Source organism: Planctomycetota bacterium, assembly GCA_035384565.1.
GTDB lineage: Bacteria > Planctomycetota > PUPC01 > DSUN01 > DSUN01 > DAOOIT01.
On sequence record DAOOIT010000015.1, the window covers coordinates 34922 to 55600 of the forward strand.

General features: G+C 69.2%; 6 protein-coding genes. 4 read left to right on the forward strand and 2 right to left on the reverse strand.

The features are described from left to right. Window positions 1-3 precede the first annotated feature (3 nt). On the reverse strand, window positions 4-7941 hold the full coding sequence (locus PLE19_07675; protein ID HPD14812.1) for a PA14 domain-containing protein: 7938 nt from the start codon (window positions 7939-7941) through the stop codon (window positions 4-6). Between the two features lie 83 nt (window positions 7942-8024). After that, the gene (locus PLE19_07680; protein ID HPD14813.1) at window positions 8025-13442 is read right to left on the reverse strand and encodes a hypothetical protein; all 5418 of its coding nucleotides are present in this window, start codon (window positions 13440-13442) and stop codon (window positions 8025-8027) included. Between the two features lie 801 nt (window positions 13443-14243). Between PLE19_07680 and PLE19_07685 the strand changes: the two genes are divergently transcribed. From PLE19_07685 to PLE19_07700, 4 genes are all read left to right on the forward strand, one after another. Continuing rightward, window positions 14244-14894, forward strand: a complete 651-nt coding sequence (locus PLE19_07685; GenBank protein HPD14814.1) for an HAD family hydrolase — start codon at window positions 14244-14246, stop codon at window positions 14892-14894. A 212-nt stretch (window positions 14895-15106) separates the two neighbouring features. Continuing rightward, complete coding sequence (locus tag PLE19_07690) at window positions 15107-18247, forward strand: GH116 family glycosyl-hydrolase (protein HPD14815.1); 3141 nt, start codon at window positions 15107-15109, stop codon at window positions 18245-18247. Between the two features lie 120 nt (window positions 18248-18367). Further along, window positions 18368-18979, forward strand: a complete 612-nt coding sequence (locus tag PLE19_07695) for a hypothetical protein (protein ID HPD14816.1) — start codon at window positions 18368-18370, stop codon at window positions 18977-18979. Between the two features lie 154 nt (window positions 18980-19133). Further along, entirely contained in the window at window positions 19134-20642 is a 1509-nt protein-coding gene (locus PLE19_07700; GenBank protein HPD14817.1) for a PQQ-binding-like beta-propeller repeat protein, read from the forward strand. Window positions 20643-20679 lie beyond the last annotated feature (37 nt).

A 20679-nucleotide genomic window follows, 5' to 3' on the forward strand; every position in this document is an offset into this window, starting at 1 on the left:
GCCTCACGTGCCTTCCTCCTCGAACCGCGCGAGCGCGTCCTCGGTGAGGCGGCCGCGCGCGATCTTGGCCCACTTGCTCTCGGGGTAGTCCCACGTGAGCTTCTTGAACGTCTGGTAGGCCTTGAGGTAATTGTGGTCCTTGAAGTACGAGTCGCCGAGCCAGTACATCGCCTCGGCGCGCACTTCCTTGTCGTCGGAGTACTCGTCAATGAGCCGTGTGAGGAGGGCGACCGATTCCTTGAAGTCTTCGAGTTTCATGTAGCACTGGGCGGAGAGGAAGAGGGCCTTGCAGGCGAGGGGGTGGGTGGGGTTGCGCTGCTGGAACTTGAAGAAGACCTTGCCCGCGACCTTGTAGGCTTTCTGCTTGTAGTAGTAGTTGCCGAGGCGCACGGTGGCGTCGGCCACGAGCGGGCTGTCGGGGTAGATGTAGGTGACCTTGACGTACTCTTCGCAGGCCTGCTCGTAGTTGCCCATTTTCTCGAGGCAGATGGCCTTCTTGAACTGGGAGCGGCTGGCGTATTCGCTGTCGGGCCAGTTGCTGATGATGTTGGAGTAGCGCCCGATGGCTTCCTGGTTCCTGTCGAGTTCCTGGGCGAGGTTGGCGAGCAGGAACTCGCCCTGGGCGGCGAGCGAGGTGCTGGGGTAGTCGCGCAGGGCCTCTTCGAGAATCTGCTTGCCGCGGGCGATCTCGTCGTTGGCGGTCTGCTCCTGGCCGAGTTTGCGGTGCTCCTTGGCCATCTCGAAGAGGGCCTCGGCCATGAGGAACCGCGTCTTCACGGCCATCTCGGGGTCCTTGAAGCGTTTGGTGAAGGTGGCCAGCTCGCAGTCCGCGCCATAGTGCACCTTGCCCCTGGCCACCACCTCCACCGGCTGGTCGGAGAGCATCGAGGTGTCGTCCACGTAGGTGAACGTCACCTCGTCGCCGAAGGCCACGCTGAGCACCTGGTCGTTGAGGTTCGGGGCGGGGGCGGCCGGCGCGGCGGCCTTCTTCGGCTCGTCCTTTTTGCCGGCCTCTTTGGGGTCCGCCTCCTTCTGCTCGGCCGGCGGGGCGGCGCCGGGCGCCGGCCTGGCGCCTTCGCCGAGGAACTCGGGCTTGAGGCTGCCCGTGAAGATGCCCGAATGGGGCAGCGTCTCCGAGAGTTCGAGGGTGAGCCGGTCGCCCGAGGCGGCGGCCACCTGCACGGTCACCTTGTCCTGCGCGTCGCTTCGGTCGTGGTCGGGGTCGGTGACGCGAACGTAGAAGCTCTCGCCGAGATGGATGGCTTCCTTCTGCACCGTGTAGGCCATGTCGAGCAGGTCGAGGCGGCCGTTCGAGAGCAGGCGCACCTTGGTGACGGTGACCTCTTTGGTCTCGACGTCCTCGACGCGGAGCTGGACGACGTCGGACCCGGCCACGATGAGCGTGGGGATGCGGTAGTAGTACTGGTTCACCTCGCCTTCGGCGGGTTGCGAGAACTCCTTGGTGCCGCCGACGACGAGGTCGTCAATCGGGTCGCCCGGGCTGCCGATCTGGAGGCGCACGATGCCGCTGAAGCGGCCCTCGGCGAGCCGCTCGTCGGCCAGGAAGCGCTCGAGGGACACCCCCGGCGGGGGCCGTCGTTCGGTTTTCGCGGGCTTGGGGCGCAGCACCTGGAGGTGGCGATAGCCTTTGTCGCGGGCCACGGTGGCGACGTCCTTGAGGTAGAGCGGCACCTTGAGCTCGACCGGCTTGCGGTTGGCCTTGGCGGCGGCCCGCAGCTCGGACTCGGCCACGGCGGTGATCTCGAAGACGCTGCCGGCGTTGAGGGCCACCTTGGGGTAGGTGAGCTCGATCAGCAGCGGGGCCTGCACGCTGGCCGTGACTTCGGCCACGACCTTCGGCTCGGCGGCGGGGGCCGGCGCGGGGGTCCCCTTGGGCGGTGCGGGCGCGGCGCCTTCGGCAGGCCCCGGCGTGCCCGCCTCGCCCTTCGCGCCGGCGGGGGCCTTGGGCGCTTCCTTCGGGGCCTCCTTGGGAGCTTCCTTGGGCGCCTCCTTGGGCGCTTCCTTGGGCGTTTCGGGCTTGGGCGGGGTGTTCGGGTCCTCATAGTCGGGGTGCCGCGCGATGATCTCGTCGCGGGTGATCACCAGGTCCTTGGCGCTCTTGCCCTTCATCACCATGCGGCGGAGCTGGGCCTTGGCCTCCTCGCTCTTGTCCTCGACGGTCTGGAGGGTGGTGCCGTAGACCGTGAGCGTGGGCTTGCTGCGGCCGGCCTCCTCGACGGTGTAGATGCGCTCGACGGGCACGCCGGGCTTGGTGTTCTCCTTGTCGAGGTAGCTGGCGGTGATGACGTCGCCCGGGGCGACCTTGAGGGTGTCTTTCTCGGTCTTGTCGCCGATGCGCAGGAGGGCGAGGAACACGCCGCTGTGGTTGTGGCGTTCGCCGCTGGTGTCATTCACCCAGGTCTCCAGGGCGTCGAGGGTGAGCTTCTCGCCGGCAGTGGTCTTGACTTCGACCTTCACGGTGTCGCGCTTGTCGGTGAGGTCCTCGTCGTAGTCGGTGAGCACGATCATGAGCTGGTCGCCGACGCGGCAGCGCTTGGCGGGCTGGTAGTCGGTCCAGCGTTCTTCGCCGCGCTGCTCGATGACCTCGTTGGCCAGCAGGAGCGTGCCGTTGTAGTAGGACGAGTTGAGGGCGGCGGTGAGGGTGGGGGTGTCCTTGGTGGCGCGCCGCTCGTCGGTGTAGGTGACTTCGATCTTGTCGCCGGGCGCGATCTCGAGGGTCGTGTTGGTGGTGCCGGTGGTGAAGTCCTCTTGGCCGGGCACCACGTCCTTGTCGTCGGCGTTCCTGATGGTGATCTTCTTGACGGTGACCGCCTCGCCGTCGAAGTCGTCGAAGACCCAGGTGAGGCGGCGCAGGCGGATCGGCTCGGGCAGGGTGACGGAGAAGCCCGTGTCGGTGGGGGTGATGTCAGCCTTGGGCTTCGCGCCTTCGGCGGCCTCGGTGCCGGGGAAGAGCCGGGCGGCGGGCACCACTTCCTGCTTCTGGCTGGGGCTGGACCACAGGAGGGTCATGGCCGCGTCGTTCTGGCCCTGGAAGTACTCGATGGCGATGTCGTACTTCTGGTCGGCCTTGAGGTCAATGGTCGCCTTGTTCTCTTTCACGGCGTGGGTGGTCCAGTCCTCGATGAGCTTCTGGCCGCCGAGGAAGAGGCGCACGCCGTCGTCGTTTCGGACGGTGAAGGTGTAGGTCTCGGAGAAGCGGGGCTGGATCTGGCCGGTCCAGCGGACGGAGAGGTTCTCGCGGCCCAGGGCGCGGTCGGGCGGCCGCTTGGAGAAGTCGAAGTCAATCACGGGGTCCACGCGGGTGAGGCGGAGCTGGGCGGGGTTGAGGCTGGTGCCGCTGAAGTACTCGCCCTTGAGGCCGTTGCCCTCGCCGCGGTAGCCCTTGGGCCAGGCGGCGAGCAGCAGTTCGTCGTCGGCCAGCGCGCCCAGGAGGGCGAGCTGCTTGACCTTCTTGGGCTCGGGCATCTCGAGCGACACGGTTTTCACGAGGTGCGAGCTCATCGTGTCCACGCCCAGCCACTTGGGCTTCTGGCCGTCGGCGAGGCTCGACCAGGCGTCCTGCTTCGTGGTGTTGATGGTGACGCTGGGGTCCTTGCCCTCCTGGGTGTCGGAGGCGGCGGCCTTGGGCAGCGGGATGCCTGTGGGCACGGCGGCGCGGAAGGTGCCGGTGTGGGGCCCGGTCTCCTCGAGCTTGTAGCCCTTCAGCAGGTCGCCCGAGCTGGTCTTGAGGTCCACCGGCACCGTGTCTTTCTCGTCGGTGAGGTCGCAATCGAGGTCGGTGACCTGGACGTAGATGGGGCTGCCTGGTCGGACGACGGAGCCGGACCGCCCCTCGAAGCGGCGGCTTTCGACCACGCCGCGTTCGCGCTGGAGGCGGAGTTCGAGGGCGCGCTTTTCGGCCTCTTCTTCGCTGAGGATTTCGCCGGCGCTGGCGACCAGGCGCGCGTCGTAGCGCACCTCGAGCGCCTTGGCCGGGTAGTTGAGGTCGTTGGCCTTCTGGAACTCGGGCTCGATGACGTACGAGATGGTGTCGTTGCCGCGGATCTCGAGCTGGAGGTTGCCTTTCTCGACCTTGCCGAGGGCGGTGGCGATGGTGCCGACGAAGAGGTTCTTCTCGCCCGAGCTGGGCAGCAGCTTCACGTGCTCCTCGTCGCCGCCGGGGGCGGTGGTGACGATGACCGGCACGGCGGCTCCGCCGCGGGCGATCGAGAGGTTGGCGTCCTGGAGCTTCAGCGTGAGCACGCGGCCGGGCACCGCGATGGTGCGCAGCTTGGGGTTGCCGATGAGCACTTCGGTGGAGGCGAGGCCGCGGGGCACGAGCAGCTTCAGCTCGCCCTCGAGCAGGCGGGCCTCGACGTGGTCGTGGCGGCGCTTGAAGACGTCCTTGAGCAGTTCCTTGGCGCGCTCGTAGTCGTTCTGCTCGTAGGCGATGCGCGCGTAGAGGTAGTAGGCTTCGGCCTGGGTCTCGAGGTTGTCGGATTCCACGAGCCGCTCGAGCTGGCTCTCGGCCGTGGTGTAGTCTTTGGTGAGGATGAGCAGGTTGATGAGGCGGTAGCGGGCCTTGTTGCCGGCGTCGGTGCGGGCGTAGCGCTTGTTGTTCTTGAGGCCCTCGTACTCGATGCGGGCGGCCTGGTAGTTCTGCATGTCGGAGTAGATGTCGCCCTTCGTGAGCGAGACGGCGGCGGCCACCTCGGGGTCGAGGTCGAACTCGCGCAGGAGCACGGTGAAGGAGAGCTCGAGGGCCTCCTTGAGGAGCTTCTGCTTGCGCATCTGGTCGAGGGTCCAGGCGACGAAGGCGGGGTCGAGGCTGGTCCAGTGCTCGGGCAGGAGCTTGAGTTTGGGCGCGGCCAGTTCCCAGGCCCGGGCCTCGTTGCCGAACGAGCGCGCCTGGGCGGCCATGTGCAGGTCGTAGGTCGGGTGGTTGGGGCCCACGGGCAGCAGGCCGGTGATCTCGCGGGCCACCTTGGCCTTGAGGATGGCGAGCTGCTTGCCGAACTCCTCGCCCGGGCGGTTGCGATGCTCGACCTCGTTGAGGAACACGTAGGCCAGCTCGTGGGCGCCCTGGGCCTGGAGCTTCTCGACGGCCGGCACGATGTGGTCGTTGTAGCACTTCGACCAGTCGTTCTCCCACCGCAGGATGCCGGCGTAGAGACGGGTGAGCTGGCTCACGGTGGGCCAGTCGCCCTTGCCGATCGACTCGGCGAGGCAGCGCTGCACGGGGGCGAAGAGCGAGCTGCCGCGCCCCGCGTGCCGCACGTTGGCCAGCACCATGTCGGTCTGGAGCCGCAGGAACCCGATGGCCTGGGCCTTCTCGGGGCCGTCGGGCCAGCCGGCGGCCACGCCGTTCACGTCGTCGAGCACCTGGTCGTACACGGTGCACAGGGGCCAGTCGGGCCGCGGCACGCGCTCGTAGAGGGGGCGCAGGCGCGTGAGCAGCGTGTGGAGGCGCTGGTTGGCGGCGAGCTTCTTCTCGGCTTCGACGGGCAGCGACTGGGCGATGGAGGCGACGGCCTCGATCTGCTGGGGCAGCGGCCGGCTGGCGAGGGCGCCGAAGTAGGCGTTGAGCCAGGCCTCGGCCTCCTTGGCCATCTCGAGCTTGGTGTAGAGGCCGTAGGCGTAGGACTCGGTGACGACGTTGTAGCTCTTCGTGCGATCCTCTTCGGCGCGGTAGAAGTCCCACAGGGCCTTGAGGAGGGCGGGAGCGGGCTTGCACGTGGGGCCGGCGCGCTGGTAGAGCGTGCTGATGAGGCCGCTGGCAAGCGCGCGGCTGGTGAACTGGAACCCGGGCATGGCCACCACCTTGGCCATTTCGTCGGCCACGAGCTGCGGGTCGAGGGCGTCCTGGGCGGCGAGATAGGTGAGCGCGTTCTCGCCGCCGAGGCGGTCGTAGCACGAGGCGAAGAGCGGCTTGGGGTCGGTGCGGGGGTTGAGCGCGTTGCGCAGCTGCGCCCAGACGGCGGGGTCGCCCTTGTCGGCGCCGGCGGTGAGTGCGACGTAGAAGGGGGCGATCTTGTGGAGGGTCGAGCGGCTCTGGTGCTCGCCCACGCGGCGGGCCAGGGCCTCCCAGCCCGAGCCGAGGTTGAGGCGGGGCGCGGTGAGCTCGGCCCACTGGCACAGGTGCTGGCGGTTGTTCCAGGAGGCGCCGCGGAGGCGGTCCACGATGCCCTGGATCAGCACGTCCTGAACGTTGGCCGTGGTCTCCCAGCCGCCGGCGATGCGGCCGCCGTAGGCCTTGAGGAAGCTGTTGTAGGCGTCCCAGGCCGCCTGCGGCACGTTCTGGCCGTCCAGGGGCAGGTTGTGCAGCGTCACGTGGGCGGCCAGGAGCGGGTCGCTGCCGGCCTTCTTGCCGTCGAGGTCGCGCTTCATCGCCTGGAAGGTCGGGTGGTCGGCCCAGGGGCGCTTCTTGTCCTGGTCGGTGATCTTGATCAGGTTGTTGAACAGATCGTTGAGGGGCCGGCTGGCGCCGCCCTTGGCCAGCACGTCCTGGAGGAGGGCGAGCTTGGCGTCCATCTGGATGTGCGGGCTGAGCATGACGTGGTGGTAGAGGCGCCCCCAGTCGAAGTTGCCGGGGAAGGCGTTCAGATACTCCTTGGCGATGGCGAGCACGGCGCCGCCGTTCTTGGCCTCGTTGTAGGCGGGGAGGGCCTGGCAGCGGAGCTCGAGGACTTCGTTGTAGCCCTTGCCCTGGGCCGCGGCGGCCAGGAGGGCCTCGAAGCCCTCGTTCTTGACGGCCGAGAGCAGCTCGCCGAAGAGCTGGGTGTCGGCGAGGGCGATGTGCTTCTTCACGAAGGCCACGGCCGCGGGGTTGGCCATGCCGCCCAGGTAGTTCCCGGCGATGCGCCGCACGTGCGGGCGCAGGGGCGCCGTGTTGGCGCCGAACTTGGCGCGCAGGGCGTCGAACCGCTGGGCCATCTGGTCGGGCGTGACGAGGGCCTTGCCCTGGAGGGCGAAGGCCTGCGGCGAATCCCCCAGGATCGAGAGGAACTGCTCGTAGTGGCTGGGGTCCTTGCTGTCGCGGTAGAGCGGCTCGAGGGCCAGGAACTTGCGGCCCTCGGCCAGGCGCGCGTTCTCGTCGGCGAACGAGCGGATGTTGCTGAAGCGATGGAAGACGCCCCACCAGAGCGGCTCCTTGGCCAAGGCCTGCACGGCGAAGGCGGCGGCGACCTGCTCCTCGGGCGTCATCGCGCGGGCGGCGTTGCCGAGCACCTGGTCGAGGTCGCTCCACTCGTCGGGCTTGCCCTTGAGCATGGCGGGCAGGAGCTGGACGAAGCGCTCCTTGTCGCCCCCGCCGAGTTCCATGCGGTCGGTGGAGGCCTTGAGGCGGCGATGCACGTGGCCGACCTGCTCGGGGGCGGGGAAGCGCTCGATGAGCAGGCTGGCGATCTCGACGGCGCGCTCGCCCTCGCCGGCCTGGAGCAGGCGGTCGAGCAGCAGGTTGCCCAGCGCCCAGGCCGTGCCGTCGGCGCCGAACAGGGCGACGTACTTCTTGAACTCCTCGGGGTACGAGTTGCGCTGGAGGAGGTAGCGGAGGGCGGCCGCCACCTTGTCGTTCCTGTCGTTCGACTGGCGCACGAAGGTGAGGAAGCGGGCGGCAGCGAGGTTGGTGTCGCCGGCGCGGTCGGCGATCTCGCCGCCGAGGTACAGCAGGTCGGGCGTCTGCGTGAGCTGGAGGAGCGCCGCGATGCGCTTGTGCGCCGTCACCACCCGCCCGCCGGCGAGCGCGGCGTCGAGCGACACGCGCAGCGCGTCCTCGGGCGGCTTCTCCTGCGCGAGGAGCTTCTCGAGCACGGCGTCCACCTGGTCGTGCTTCTTCTGGGCCAGGAGGGCGCGGGCCTCCTCCACGGCGCCGCCCGAGGCGCCGCTTGCCCAGCACGCGAGCACGGTGAGGATCAGCCCCGCGAGAGAACAGATCTTCCGCATCATGAGTCCCCGAACAGAGGTGAATCGGCGGCAGCCGGTGAACCTCCCGCGGGTTCGGGGCCCGCGGGAGGTTGGCTGTCTGGCTACTCTTCGTCCAACTCCAGCTTGATCGGGTCGTCGGTCGCCTTGCCGGCCGGCGTGAGGTCTTTGGGCTCGGTCATGCGCAGGCCCTTGCTCGAATGGGCGAACACGCGCACGTAGCCCCACAGGTCGGGGTGCAGCGCGGCCTCCGAGGGCGCGTCGGAGAGCACGCTGGTGGCTTTGTTGGCCCAGTAGTGGCGCCCGAGCACTCCGGTGCCGTCCGCGTCGGTGGCGAGCACACCCCAGTCGAGCTTCAGGCGAATCGGGCCTGAGGCCGCCGATGTCCCGGACGACTTCGGGAACTTCAGCCCCAGGGCCTCGAGCGGGATGGCCGCCTCCACCACGTACTGGGTGCTGCCTCCCGAGCGGGCCATGGCCACCGTGTCGAGTATCTTAACGAGATCGAACGTCAATTTCCAGACCGGGGAGACCACTTCCCATTTCTCCTCGGGCCGGGCCCCGGGCGCCACGGGGCGATAGAGGACGGCCACCGGCTTGTCGCCCATCCAGGTCATCAGCAGGCGCAGGTCGCCGGCCACGGCGGTCTTGCGGGCGGGGTCGGCCGCGGGGTCGGTGCCCAGGTGCAGGTCCGCGGCCGCGCCGGTCTTGAACAGCTTGTCCCATTGATTGCCGCTGTTCTTCATCGGCCCCAGGCCGCGCACCTCGTAGGCGAGGTAGAGGGTACGGTCGTCGTAGGCCATGCGGAGCGAGGCATTGTGCGAGACGCCCTGGATCTTGGCCGCATCCTCGGTCATCAGCGGGGTGGGCTCCACGCCGTCCCAGTCGCTCAGGCTGCCGTCGAGCTTCATGGGGTTCAGGGCGCGGAAGCAGTCGAGCACCTTCACGTCCTGGCGGGCGACGGCTTTGGCGTGGGCGATCTCCCACTCCTGGGCCTTGCGCACGTCGTCGGGCGCGACCGTGAGCTTGCCGCCGAGGCGTTGCGCCTGCTCGAGGCCGGCCACCTCGACCACGCTCACGTGGTTGTGGCCCGCCACGGCATAGTACTTGCCGTCCTCGAACGAGCGGCCGAAGTAGCCGCAGAAATGCTCCTGGCCGGCCGTCACGTCGTCGAGGCGCAGGCCGCGGGCGTGGTCGCGCATGGCCCAGGGCACACGCTGGGGGTCCCGAATGTCGCGGAAGATGGGGCCGACGAGCAGCCCGTCGCTCGTCCACACGTTCCACGAGCCGACGTTGGTCTTGAACACCACGAACTCGCCCAGCCCCTCCGCCTGCCGGCTGCCCTCAGCCGCCTGCCGGCTGGTGGTCTCGTGTCCCACCCAGCCGAACTCGCAGACGACCTGGGCCGGGTGCCAGGGGCCGGCGGTGTTGAGCGCGTGGCCGCCGGCGCCCTCGGTGCGGTACGACCAGAGCATCTCGCCCTCGGGCGTGTAGGCCGCCTCGGGGTTGCCCATGTGGAAGAACGTGCCGTTGTCCAGCCGATACAGCGTCGAGAGCCAGCCCTTCGTGGCCGGCTCGAGCTTCGGGAACTCCTTCTCCTCGTAGACCGGCACGCCGTCGGGCAGGAACTCCTTGACCTGGTAGCGCAGGGTGCCGGCCTGGACGCCGAGGTCGCGGTTGAACAGGCTCACGCCGTGGATGCGCTTGGGCGAGAAGGTGACTTCGGCCAGTTGCGGCTCGCCGTCGCCGTTGCGGTCGCTCCAGAGGAACTGGAAGTCCTCGAGCACCTGCTTGCCGAGGTGGCCGAGGATCTCGGGCGTGCGGAGCGCGGGGAAGTAGTTGGCCAGGCCCACAGCGGCCACGCGCCGCAGATGGTCTCTCTCATATAGATATACGATGCCGACCGGGATGTCGCTGGCCGGCTCGCGGGTGCGGGTGACCATGTAGACCCGGTCGCCGATCTTGACGGGCAGCTCGCCCGCCTCCCAGCCGTTGGGCCAGGTGTAGTTCTTCAGGCGGGTGGCGCCCTTGTCCCAGTCCAGCTCGAACTCCAGGTTGCCGTAGAACACGCGGCGCTTGTTCCACGGGTCGAGCACGCCGCCGCCGCCGTACGAGGTGTTGCCGAGTAACTCGCGGAGGAACTTGCCGTCGGTGGTCCACTGCACGATGCGCTTGGGCCAGTATTGCCACTCGACGGCCCACAGGTGGCCCGCCTTGTCAATGCTCAGGCTCGACACGTCGCCGAAGCGCGTGGGGTCCCACGGCCCCACCTTGAAGCCGCCCGGCGTGCCCAGGTCCCGCGCGTAGCGGTAACCTCCCGCGGCTTGCGAACCCGCTGGAGGTTGGTACACCCGCACGACCTGCCGGTCGGGCGCCTTGTCGAAGACGTAGAGAGCCCCGGCGCCATCGGCCGCGAGGGCCGTGGGCTTGACCAGGTCGGAGACGACAGCCTCGTGCTTGCCGCCGGCCAGGTCCAGCTTCAGCACACGGGTTCCCGACAGACAGAAGAGCTGGCCACCGGGGCCGAGGGCGAGCGGCCCGGGTTGTTCGATAGGGATTTCCTGGGTGATCTTCTTCGTCGCCACGTCGGCCACCTCGATGCGGCGGGTCACGAGCGGGTCGGCGGGAGCCTCGTCGCCCAGCGGTTGGAGCGGCGCGACGCCGTAGATGCGGCAACGGGTGGGGTCCATCTTCTGCCCGCCGCGGTCGGCGCGGATGCCGTAGCAGCCCGCCCGGTCGCTTTCGCGGTGAACCCATTGCTCGACGACCCGCAGGCGGATGGCGCGGGTGGTCACCTCGCGGCCGAAGTCCACGTAACCATCCATATAGCGGGCATTTGCGTTCATCTTGTCGTCGGGCCAGTAGAAGTAGCGCCGCGCCTGCTCGTAGGTGGCGAGAGGAGTCCAGCCCTCCCCGGCCGAGATGTCGGCCGGGGCGTTCTGCCCGTCGTAAGCCTCTATTTCAGTGCGCTTTCCGTCAATTTCCATGATGGCGATGCCGCGAATTCGCTGCGGCTCGGGCCACTCCATGACGTAAATGCCTGGCCTATCGGCGGTTACGGGCTCTGAGCGCTCGGCATCCCAGGAGCCATCGGGCGCGACCTTGCCCGAGTTCACCCGCACGGTGGCCGTGTTGGCGAGGCTCCTGAAGCGGCGACGGAGGAGCTTGGCGCCCTCGAGGCGGGCGGACCAGGCGCGCTCGTCCTTCTCCTCGTCGCCCTTTCGCGCGTCGAGTTTCAGGCCCTTGGCCTCGTCGGTCGTTTCCAGGGCGGCCTCCAGCTCGTCGTCTGCACCCTTGGTGAAGGTGAAGCGCAGGGCGCGGGTGATCGTGTTCGGGGGGCAGGGAACCACGTCCCAAGCCATTGTGGATTGAGGATTTCGGTCTGCGGTCCGGGGAGGGTAGAACACGGTCCAGCTCTTCGCGTTCTCGGCGTCGGGGGGGTAGGGTGCGTCGGGCTTGAGCACGCTGATCTTGAGCTTCACGTCCTCGAACGTCGGCAGAGGGAGCACGAGGCTGCCGATGGCCACGGGACGCTTGAGGGCCAGCACGATGTGCTGCTGGCGGCCCGGCCCCTTGGTGGATTCGAGGTAGCTGATGCCCCCATTATTGCCCGCCGGCGTGCCCTTGATCCGGAACAGCCGCACGAAGTCGTCGCGCGGGTCGGGCACGTAGTCCAGCCCCGACTGCTTCTTGCGCGGATAGGGCGGCAGGCAGTTCTCGATGTCCACGTCGCCGATGCCCACGGCGTTGTTCAGCCAGTCGCTGCCCGCGTCAATGGCCATGTAGAGCTTGCCGCCGGCGGCGGCCATGCCGCAGATGCCGCGCTGGCGCTTCTCGGTCTGGCTGAGCATCAGCAGCTCTTCGACCTTCTGCGTCGCAACGTCCACCGCCCACACGCGGTCCATGCCCTCTTCGCCCGAGGCGCTCCAGCCCTGGTTCTCGACGAACACCTTGCCGTCGGCGGCGGCCATGCGGCGCGGGCCGCTCCAGGCGGCGAAGCTGTGGATGCCCCAGAGCTTGCGCCCCTCGAGGGTGCAGGCGATGAAGCTCACGCCGCTCTCGGCGCAGGGGGCGCCCAGGAACACGAAGTCGCCGTCGGTGGCCGAGCTGCTGGGCGGCGTGTGGTCGGCCAGCCAGCCGCCGGGGCCGCTGGCGCCGTTGAGCCAGGGCGAGTTCTCGGGGTGATGGGCCTCGATGTTGGGGTACGGGGTCATCTGGTAGCGCAGTTCGAGCGGGGGATAGGCAATGGCCTTCCACTCATAAGTGCCTGGGGCCACGAAGTTTCCGCGCTCATCGCGGAGGTCCCAGCTCTCGGCGCCCGGGCCCTTCGAGCGGGCGGCGCGGGCGACGATGTTGCGCACCCGCCGCCCCTGGGCGTCGTTCACCACCATCGTGAGCCTGCGGTCCTCGGCCAGCGTGTAGGCGATCTGGAAGGGGGGCGGGGCCGTCTCGCGCTGGCGAGGCGCGGGCACAGGGGCCTCCCCCAGGTCCACATAGGCGTGCAGCGTCTCGATGCGGGCGATCTGCGCGGGATTCGTCTTCAGGATCACGAGCCGGATGCCGCGCGTCTTGAGCGGCTCGAAGGCGATCCAGCGCCCCTCGCCCGCCCGCTGCTCGGCGTAGTCGGCCAGACGCTTCCACTCGTTCTCCACGGCCGCCACGGGGCTGAGGGTGTCGGGCCCGCGGAAGACCTCGATGCGCAGCATCTCGAAGTTGTCGCGCAGGAACAGGCCCGAGAGCGTCTGCGCCTCGTCCCACGACAGCACGAACCAGCTCGGGTCCACGTCCGACACGGGCGGGCGGGGGATCCGCTCCTTCTGGTCCTTGCCCGTGTTCTGCCACGAGCCGGTGCCCGTGGTGATGCGCGCGGCGTGGTAGGTGTGGGGCGGGCCGAGCTGCGAGTACTGCGTGAACTCGCTCTCGGCCTGGGCCACGGCGTCGGGCGTCACGTTGTGCAGCCGCCGCGCCCCGAAGCGCCACTGCCGCAGGGTCGAGCGACGCGTCGAGCGGCGCTCGGTGAGCAGCACAGCCTGGGTCCTCGTGCCGGGCGGCAGGGTCACGAGGCGCGGATGGCCCTGGCCGGGATGGACGGGCGGCTTGAGCCATTGCTCCGCCTTCGCCGGGTCGGCGGGCAGCGGCGCGTCGGGCCTCAGGTAACAGAAATCCCCAGCCTCCACCCACGTGGAACCGAGGGCGACGGGCCGCTTGAAGGCGACCAGATAGTGGAAGGTCGAGCCCTTCTCGGGGTCGGCCGGCTCGCCGGCCGACCAGCCGCGGCTGTCGCGCGGCCGCGGCCCCAGGCCCAGCACGGCCAGCGCCTCGGCGGGGTCGGCGGGCGAGGGCACCCCGTCGTTGTATGTCCTGCACGCGGCGAGGTCTACGTCATCGGCCGCGAAGGCCGGGGCGAACAGGCCCCCGGGCTCGGGCCGCGCGGCGCCGCTCTCGCCCACGCTCCAAACGCCCGCAACCAGACACAAGATGACGGGGACACTGCCGGCGGGCCGGCGGGCTTGCCAACTCATCGCGCCACGGTCCTCCTGGCCCAGAGCCAGCCGGCTCCCGCGGACGGGGACTCCGCGGGGCGGCGAACGACTGATCCTCATTATAGGAATAAGGCGCCGCGAAAGCAAAGACAGAACGGCGCCTCACGGGCGTGGCTCTGCCGCCGCCGCGAGGTGAGCCAGTATGGCGCCTGGGCGATCGGGGCGGCTCGGCGGCCTCTCCGCCCATACTTGCTCAATTCCCTCCTCCTGCCAGTTGAGCAGGTATGGCGCTTTGGCGATCCGGGCGGCTTTACGGCCTTTCCACCCATACTTGCTCAATTCCCTCCCCCTCTCATTTGAGCAAGTATGGCGACTTGGCGCTCGGGCGGCGGTTGCGATGTGAACTTTGGCCTCCGCCAGGGCCACATTCTGCGCCTGGAACCGACCGGCGAGCCGCCCCTCCCGAACGCTCCAATACGTTCGGGAGGGTAAGGCCCCCGGCGCTCGCCTTTCCTGACACCCTCCCGAAGGGATCGGAACCTTCGGGAGGGAGGCCCGTGGAGCACGCGGAGGCCGGAAGGAGGCATGGCACTTCAGCCCCCTGCCCTGCCGCCTCGCCCGCCGCCGGGAGGTGATACAGCATGGCGCTCTGGCGATTCGAGGCCTTTTTCGGCCGCCATGCCCATGCTGTATCACTTTCTCCCTCTCCCTGGTGATACAGCATGGGCGCCTGTTGTCTGAATCCCGCTTGGGCAGCGCCCGATCCGCGGTTGGCGGCAACAGGCCCCTCGTGGTAAACTACGATGTCCTGCGAAACCACCCCCCCGAGAGTGAGCCGAAGTGAGCTACCGCGCCGTGCTGTTCGACCTCGACGGAACGCTGCTCGACACGCTGGAGGACCTGGCGGACTCCACCAACGCCGCCCTGATGCAGCTTGGCTTCCCGCCGCACCCCCTCGATGCCTACAGGTATTTCGTGGGCGACGGCGTCACGAACCTGATCCTGCGCACCCTGCCCGAGGCCCATCGCGACGAGCCGACCGTGGCCAGGGCCGTGGACCTGATGCGCCGCATCTACGGCGAGCACTGGGCCGACAAGACGCGGCCCTACCCCGGCATCCCCGAGCTGCTCGACGCCCTGGCCGCACGCGGCGTGAAGATGGCCGTGCTGTCGAACAAGCCGCACGAATCCACGCTGCTCTGTGTGGCCAGGCTGCTGCCCCGCTGGCGCTTCGACGCCGTCATCGGCCAGAGCAAGGCCGTGCCGCCCAAGCCCGATCTCGCGGGCGTCCGCACGATCATCGCCCAGCTCGGCGTCCCGGCCGAGCAGTTCCTCTATCTCGGCGACACGAACACCGACATGCAGACGGCCAACGCCGCGGGCATGTTCGCCGTGGGCGCCCTGTGGGGCTTCCGCCCCGCCGACGAGTTGCGCGAGGCGGGGGCGCGGGCGATGATTGGGAAGCCCGCCGATCTCCTCGCGCTCTTGTGACGCGATGGGAGCGGCCCGCCGTCGGCAGGAGGCAGTCGGCAGGGGGTTCGCCCTGTCATCGCGAGCTTGTCGAGCGACCTTTCAGGGGAGTAGACTGGCGTCACAAGGGCTGCTCTGTGGGTCGGCTTCGGGCCCCCGAAAGGTTCTTCGACAGGCGCGGAATGACAAGGGGGGGCGGGGGGCGCCGCAAGGAACCGCTGGAGGATGACGCGATGCAACGAAGCACCCTGTGTTTGTGGCTCATCTGCTGCGGCCTGGCGGGCGCGGCGGAAACGGGGTCCGAGGCCTTCGCCCGCCTCGTGGCCAAGGAACCGGGGCTGGTGGCCCAGTGGCGCTTCGAGGGCAACCTCGACGACGCCCGAGGCGCACTCAAGGGCGAAATCCGCGGCGGCCAGGCGGAGTTCGCCGACGGGCCCAACGGCGGCAAAGCCCTCGTGCTCGGGGCCAGGCGCGCCGTGACCATGGGCGAGGCACCCGCACTCGACCTCGAGACGACCAGCATCGAACTGTGGTTCAAGCCCACCTTCGCGCCCGGCGGCCAGGGCAACCCTTGTCTCATCTGCAAACGCAAGACCAGCGGCGAAACCCGCCTCAGCCTGCACCTCTGGAACGACTACAGCGGCCTCGCCTTCTGGAACGGCAAGGCGGTCGTCCGCTTCGCCCCAGCGGCGGGCCAACTGCGCCGCGGCGAGTGGCACTATCTGGTGCTCACCTGCGCGGGCAACGACCTGAAGCTCTACCTCGACGGCCTCCCCTGCCGCCAGTTCGCGGGCGCGGGCACCATCAGCTTCGAGAAGAAGGGCCTGCCCCTCCTCCTCGGCGCCGCCGACCTCAACGGCTTCGAATACTACGAGGGCGCGATGGACGAGGTGGCCGTCTACTCCCGCGTGCTGTCGCCCGTGGACATCGAGCGGCACATGGACGCGATGGGCGCGAAGAAGCGCATGACCCGCGAGGAGCTGGCCGCCCTCGCCGAGAAGGAACGCCTCGCCCGCGAACAGGTCCGCAAGAAGGACCTGGCCGCGATGATGACCGACGAGCGGCTCTTCGCCCGCGGCGAGAGCCGCGTCTACCAGGGCGAGTCTCTGGGCGCCATCCGCCTCCCAGTCGGCGGCATCGGCGCCGGCTCCATCCAGATTGACGGCAAGGCCGCCCGCCCCGTCTGGCACATCTTCAACAACATGAACCAGATGGCCGTGCCCGACAGCTTCTTCGCCATTCGCATCGCGGGCGACAAGCCGATCCTCAAGGCCCTCCAGACCGAGCCCGCCGGCGCCTACGCCGCCATGAAGGCCCTCTCCTTCCGTGGCGAATACCCCTTCGGCTGGTACGACTTCACCGACCCCGACGTGCCCCTGAAGGTGAGCCTCGAGACCTTCAACCCCCTCATCCCGCTGAACACCAAGGACTCCGCGATCCCCTGCGCCCTCTACAACGTCACGGTGAAGAACCCCACCGACAAGCCGGTCGAGGCCGCGGTGCTGGCCTATCAGCGTTACGGCGCCGGCACCGAGGGCCACAAGAGGGAGATGCGGCGCACCGAGCGCGCGACCATCCTCGACATGACCGGGGCCAAGCCCGGCAGCATGGCCCTCGCGGTCCTCGGCGCAGGCGAAGGCTCCGATGGCGCCCTCGCCTCCACGCTGAAACTCGATCCGGGCGCGAGCCGCACCGTCACGTTCATCCTCGCCTGGCACTTCCCCGGCGGGCGCCACGGCCAGGGCGGCTGGGGCGGCGAGGGCAACATGTACGAGAACTGGTGGCCCAACGCCGGCGCCGTGGCCGACGACGTGGCCGCCCGCCTCGACGACCTGACCCGGCTCACCCGCCTCTACCACGACACGCTCTACGCAAGCAATCTCCCCTATTGGCTCCTCGACCGCCTCAGCTCGCAACTCGCCGTGCTTCGCAGCCAGACGGTGTTCTGGACAAAGGCCGGCTACTTCGGCGGCTGGGAGGGCTGCGCCCCCGACAGCGGCTGCTGCAACGGCAACTGCAACCACGTGTGGCAATACGCCCAGAGCCACGCCCGCCTCTTCCCCGAAATCGGGCGTATCCTGCGCGAGCAGGAACTCCGCTTCATGGCCCCCAACGGCGCCATCCCCCACCGCCAGCCCGCCAGCCACCCCGCCTTCGACGGCCAGTGCGGCGGCATCCTGGGCGCCTACCGCGAGCACCTGTGCTCCCCCGACGGCGCCTGGCTCGCCCAACACTGGCCCGCCGTGAAGAAGGCGATGGACTTCCTCATCGCCACCCACGACAAGGACGAGGACGGCGTGCTGGCCGGCCCGCAGTGGAACACCCTCGATTGCAACACGGGCGGCAGCACCTCGTGGCTCGGCACGCTCTACCTCGCGGCCCTCGCCGCCAGTGAGAAGATGGCGCTCCTCCAGAAGGATGAGGCGGCTGCGGCCCGCTACAGGAGAATCCGCGAGAGCGGCTCGAAGAAGCAGGACGAATCGCTCTTCAACGGCGACTACTATATCCAGATTCCCGACCCCCAGCCGCACCGCGACTACCACGACGGCTGCCACATTGACCAGCTCCTCGGCCAGTGGTGGGCGCATCAGCTCGACCTCGGCTGGCTCTACCCGCCCGACCACTGCGCGAAGGCGATGCGGGCGCTCTTCCAGCACAACTTCCGCACCCACTTCCGCGGCGTGCCCCAGGCCCCGCGCAAGTTCGTGGCCGACGCCGATGCGGGCCTCCAGATGATCTGCTGGCCCAAGGACAACCGCCCGCCCAATCACACCATCTACGCCGACGAGGTGATGAGCGGCTTCGAATACTCGGCGGCCGCCATGATGCTCTACGCGGGCCTGATGAAGGAGGGCTTCGGGGTGGTCCGCGCCGCGGCCGACCGCTACGACGGGCGCCTGCGCACCGGCCTCACCCCCGGCGGCACAGCGTCCTGGGGCCACAGCGGCAACCCCTTCGGCGACGACGAGTGCGGCAAGTTCTACGCCCGCACGATGAGCATCTGGTCGCTGCTCCTGGCTTGCCAGGGGTTCATCTACGATGGCCCCGCCGGGGTCATCGGCTTCCGGCCGCGGTGGAGGCCCGAGGACCACGCGAGCTTCTGGAGCGGCGCCGAGGGCTGGGGCCTCTTCACCCAGAAGCGCCAGGCCGGCCGCCAGACCGCGCGGCTCGAGGTCCGCCACGGCAAGCTCCAGGTGAAGTCCCTCGTCTTCGAACTGCCAGAGGACGCCAGGCCCTCGAAGCTGGCGGTCAGCCTCGGCGACAGGCCGCTCGAGGCGACGCATGAGCTGGCCGCCAACAGGCTCACGGTCACCCTCCCCTCGCGCGTCAGCGTGGCCGAGGGCCAGACGCTCGGCTTGGAGGCCCGATGGTGAGTCGCCGAGCGGCGGCGCGGCGTTCTTTTCCCGCTTGACGCGGCGCATGGCCTGCGCCACAATTCGGGTAGAGGACGGGCGGTGTTCGTTGGGCATCTACGTGAGACCAGGAGCCTGACCATGAACCTCGCTCGTCTTTCCTTCATCTTCGCTCTCGCGTTGGCCGGGGTGGTTGGGGTGGGCGTGTACGTGTGGGCGGGCTGCGGCGCCTGCGGCCCGGCGGCGGCCCCGAGCGGGGCCAAGCCGGGCATCGCCACGACGACGCCGTTCAACGTGCTCGACGTCACCGGCCCGGCCAAGGGCGAGAAGCTCTGCTACATCTGCCGTTACGGCGGCAGGCCATCGGTCGTCATCTTCACGCGCACGACCACGGGCCACTTCGTGGACCTGGTGAAGGCGGTGGATAAGTTCGTCGCCGACCACAAGGAACAGCGCGCCGCCGCCTTCGCGGTACTGCTGGGCGAGGACAACGCAGCCAACCGCGAGGCCCTGACGAAGCTCGCCGCCGACCACAAGCTCTCGATCCCCCTGACCATCGCGGCCGACGGCGCGAAGGGCCCGAGCGCCTACAAGCTCGACTCCGCGTGCGCCACGCTGGCCCTGGTGGCCAACAAGAATAAGGTGGAAGCGGCGTTCACCGTCAAGTGCGATGCCGCCTCGTGCGACAACGCCCAGTGCAGCCCCGCGGCCGACGTGGTGGCCGCGGCCGACAGGCTGATCGGCGGCCACTGAGCCGCTGAGGCCGCGCCTCCTGACCCGGGCGGGCGCCTCCTCAGGGCGCCCGCCCGTCCCGCGCCTTCTGCCGCTTGCAATCGCGCGGCAACGCCCCTAAGATGGCCGCGCCAGGGAACCCGACGAACCGCCTGTGCCTCGTGGAGCCCGCTGGATGCATCGTACGACCTTGCTGCTCATCGTCGTGGCGGCCGCCGTCTCGGCGGGCGACCAGCCGCAGTGGGGCGAGCGCTTCAGCCGCAACATGGTCTCGCCCGAACGCGGCCTGCCCGAGTCCTTCGACCCGAAGACCGGCGAGAATGTCAAGTGGTCGGTCCCCCTCGGCACCGAAACCTACTCGTCGCCCATCGTGGCCGGCGGCCGCGTGTTCATCGGCACCAACAACAACCGCCCCCGCGACCCCCGCCACCAGGGCGACCGCGGCGTGCTGCTGTGCCTCGACGAAAGGACCGGCGACCTCGCCTGGCAGCTCGTCGTGCCCAAGATCACCGCCGACCCGCCCGACCCCTACCTCGACTGGCCCAACGCCGGCCTGTGCTCGCCGCCCACCGTCGAGGGCGACCGCGTTTACGCCGTCACCAACCGCGGCGAGGTGGTGTGCCTCGACCTCCACGGCCTCGCCAACGGCAACGACGGCCCCTACCAGGACGAGGGCCAGCACATGGCCCCCCAGGGCCGGCCCGCGATGACGCCCGGCCCGCTCGATGCCGACATCCTGTGGCTCTACGACCTGCGAGCCCAGTCGGGCGTCTACCCCAACGACGCCTTCCACGCCTCCATCCTGCTCCACGGCGACTTCCTCTACCTCAACACGTCGAACGGCGTGGACCGCACCCACCGCCGCAACCCGGCCCCCGACGCCCCGAGCCTGGTCGTGCTCGAGAAGGCCACGGGGCGTCTTGTGGCCCAGGACGACGAGCGGATCGGCGGCAAGGTCTACCACAGCACCTGGTCATCGCCCGCACTGGGCGAGGTCGGCGGCAAGCCGCTCGTCGTCTTCTGCGGCGGCGACGGCGTGGCCTATGGCTTCGCGGCCCTGGCCACGATGCCGCCCGCCGGCGACGTGGCCAAGCTCCAGCGCCTCTGGCGGTTCGACCCCGACCCCACCTCGCCCAAGGAGGACATCCACAAGTACAAGAACAATCGCGAAACAGGCCCCAGCAACATCAAGAGCATGCCCGTCTTCCACCAGGGCCGCGTCTACCTCACCGTGGGCGGCGACATCTGGTGGGGCAAGAACAAGGCCTGGCTCAAGTGCTTCGACGCCACGAAGACGGGGGACATCACGGCCAGCGCGGAACTGTGGTCCTATGACCTCAGGAATCACTGCTGCTCGACGCCCGCCGTCGTGGGGGACCTCGTGTTCGTGGCCGACTGCGGCCGTCTCGTACACTGCGTGGACGCCGCAACGGGCAAGGCCCACTGGACGCACGAGGCGAAGGGCGACTTCTGGGCCTCGCCGCTGGTGGCCGACGGCAAGCTCTACCTCGGCAGCCGGCGGGGCGAGTTCCACGTCTTCGCCGCCGACCGCGCGAAGAGGCTCCTCGCCTGCGTGCAACTCGACGGCGCCATCAACGGCACGGCCACAGCGGCCAACGGCACCCTCTACGTGGCCACCATGACCCGCCTCTACGCCCTCCGCGCCCAGGCGCCCCCGAAATGAGCGCGGCCCCCAGCCAGGCAAGGCCGTCCTCCAACAC

Bases quoted from the DNA above. Each gene is read 5' to 3' on its own strand.
- PLE19_07680 (HPD14813.1), bottom strand. From the start codon at position 13,442: ATGAGTTGGCAAGCCCGCCGGCCCGCCGGCAGTGTCCCCGTCATCTTG.
- PLE19_07690 (HPD14815.1), top strand. From the start codon at position 15,107: ATGCAACGAAGCACCCTGTGTTTGTGGCTCATCTGCTGCGGCCTGGCG.
- PLE19_07675 (HPD14812.1), bottom strand. From the start codon at position 7,941: ATGCGGAAGATCTGTTCTCTCGCGGGGCTGATCCTCACCGTGCTCGCG.
- PLE19_07700 (HPD14817.1), top strand. From the start codon at position 19,134: ATGCATCGTACGACCTTGCTGCTCATCGTCGTGGCGGCCGCCGTCTCG.
- PLE19_07695 (HPD14816.1), top strand. From the start codon at position 18,368: ATGAACCTCGCTCGTCTTTCCTTCATCTTCGCTCTCGCGTTGGCCGGG.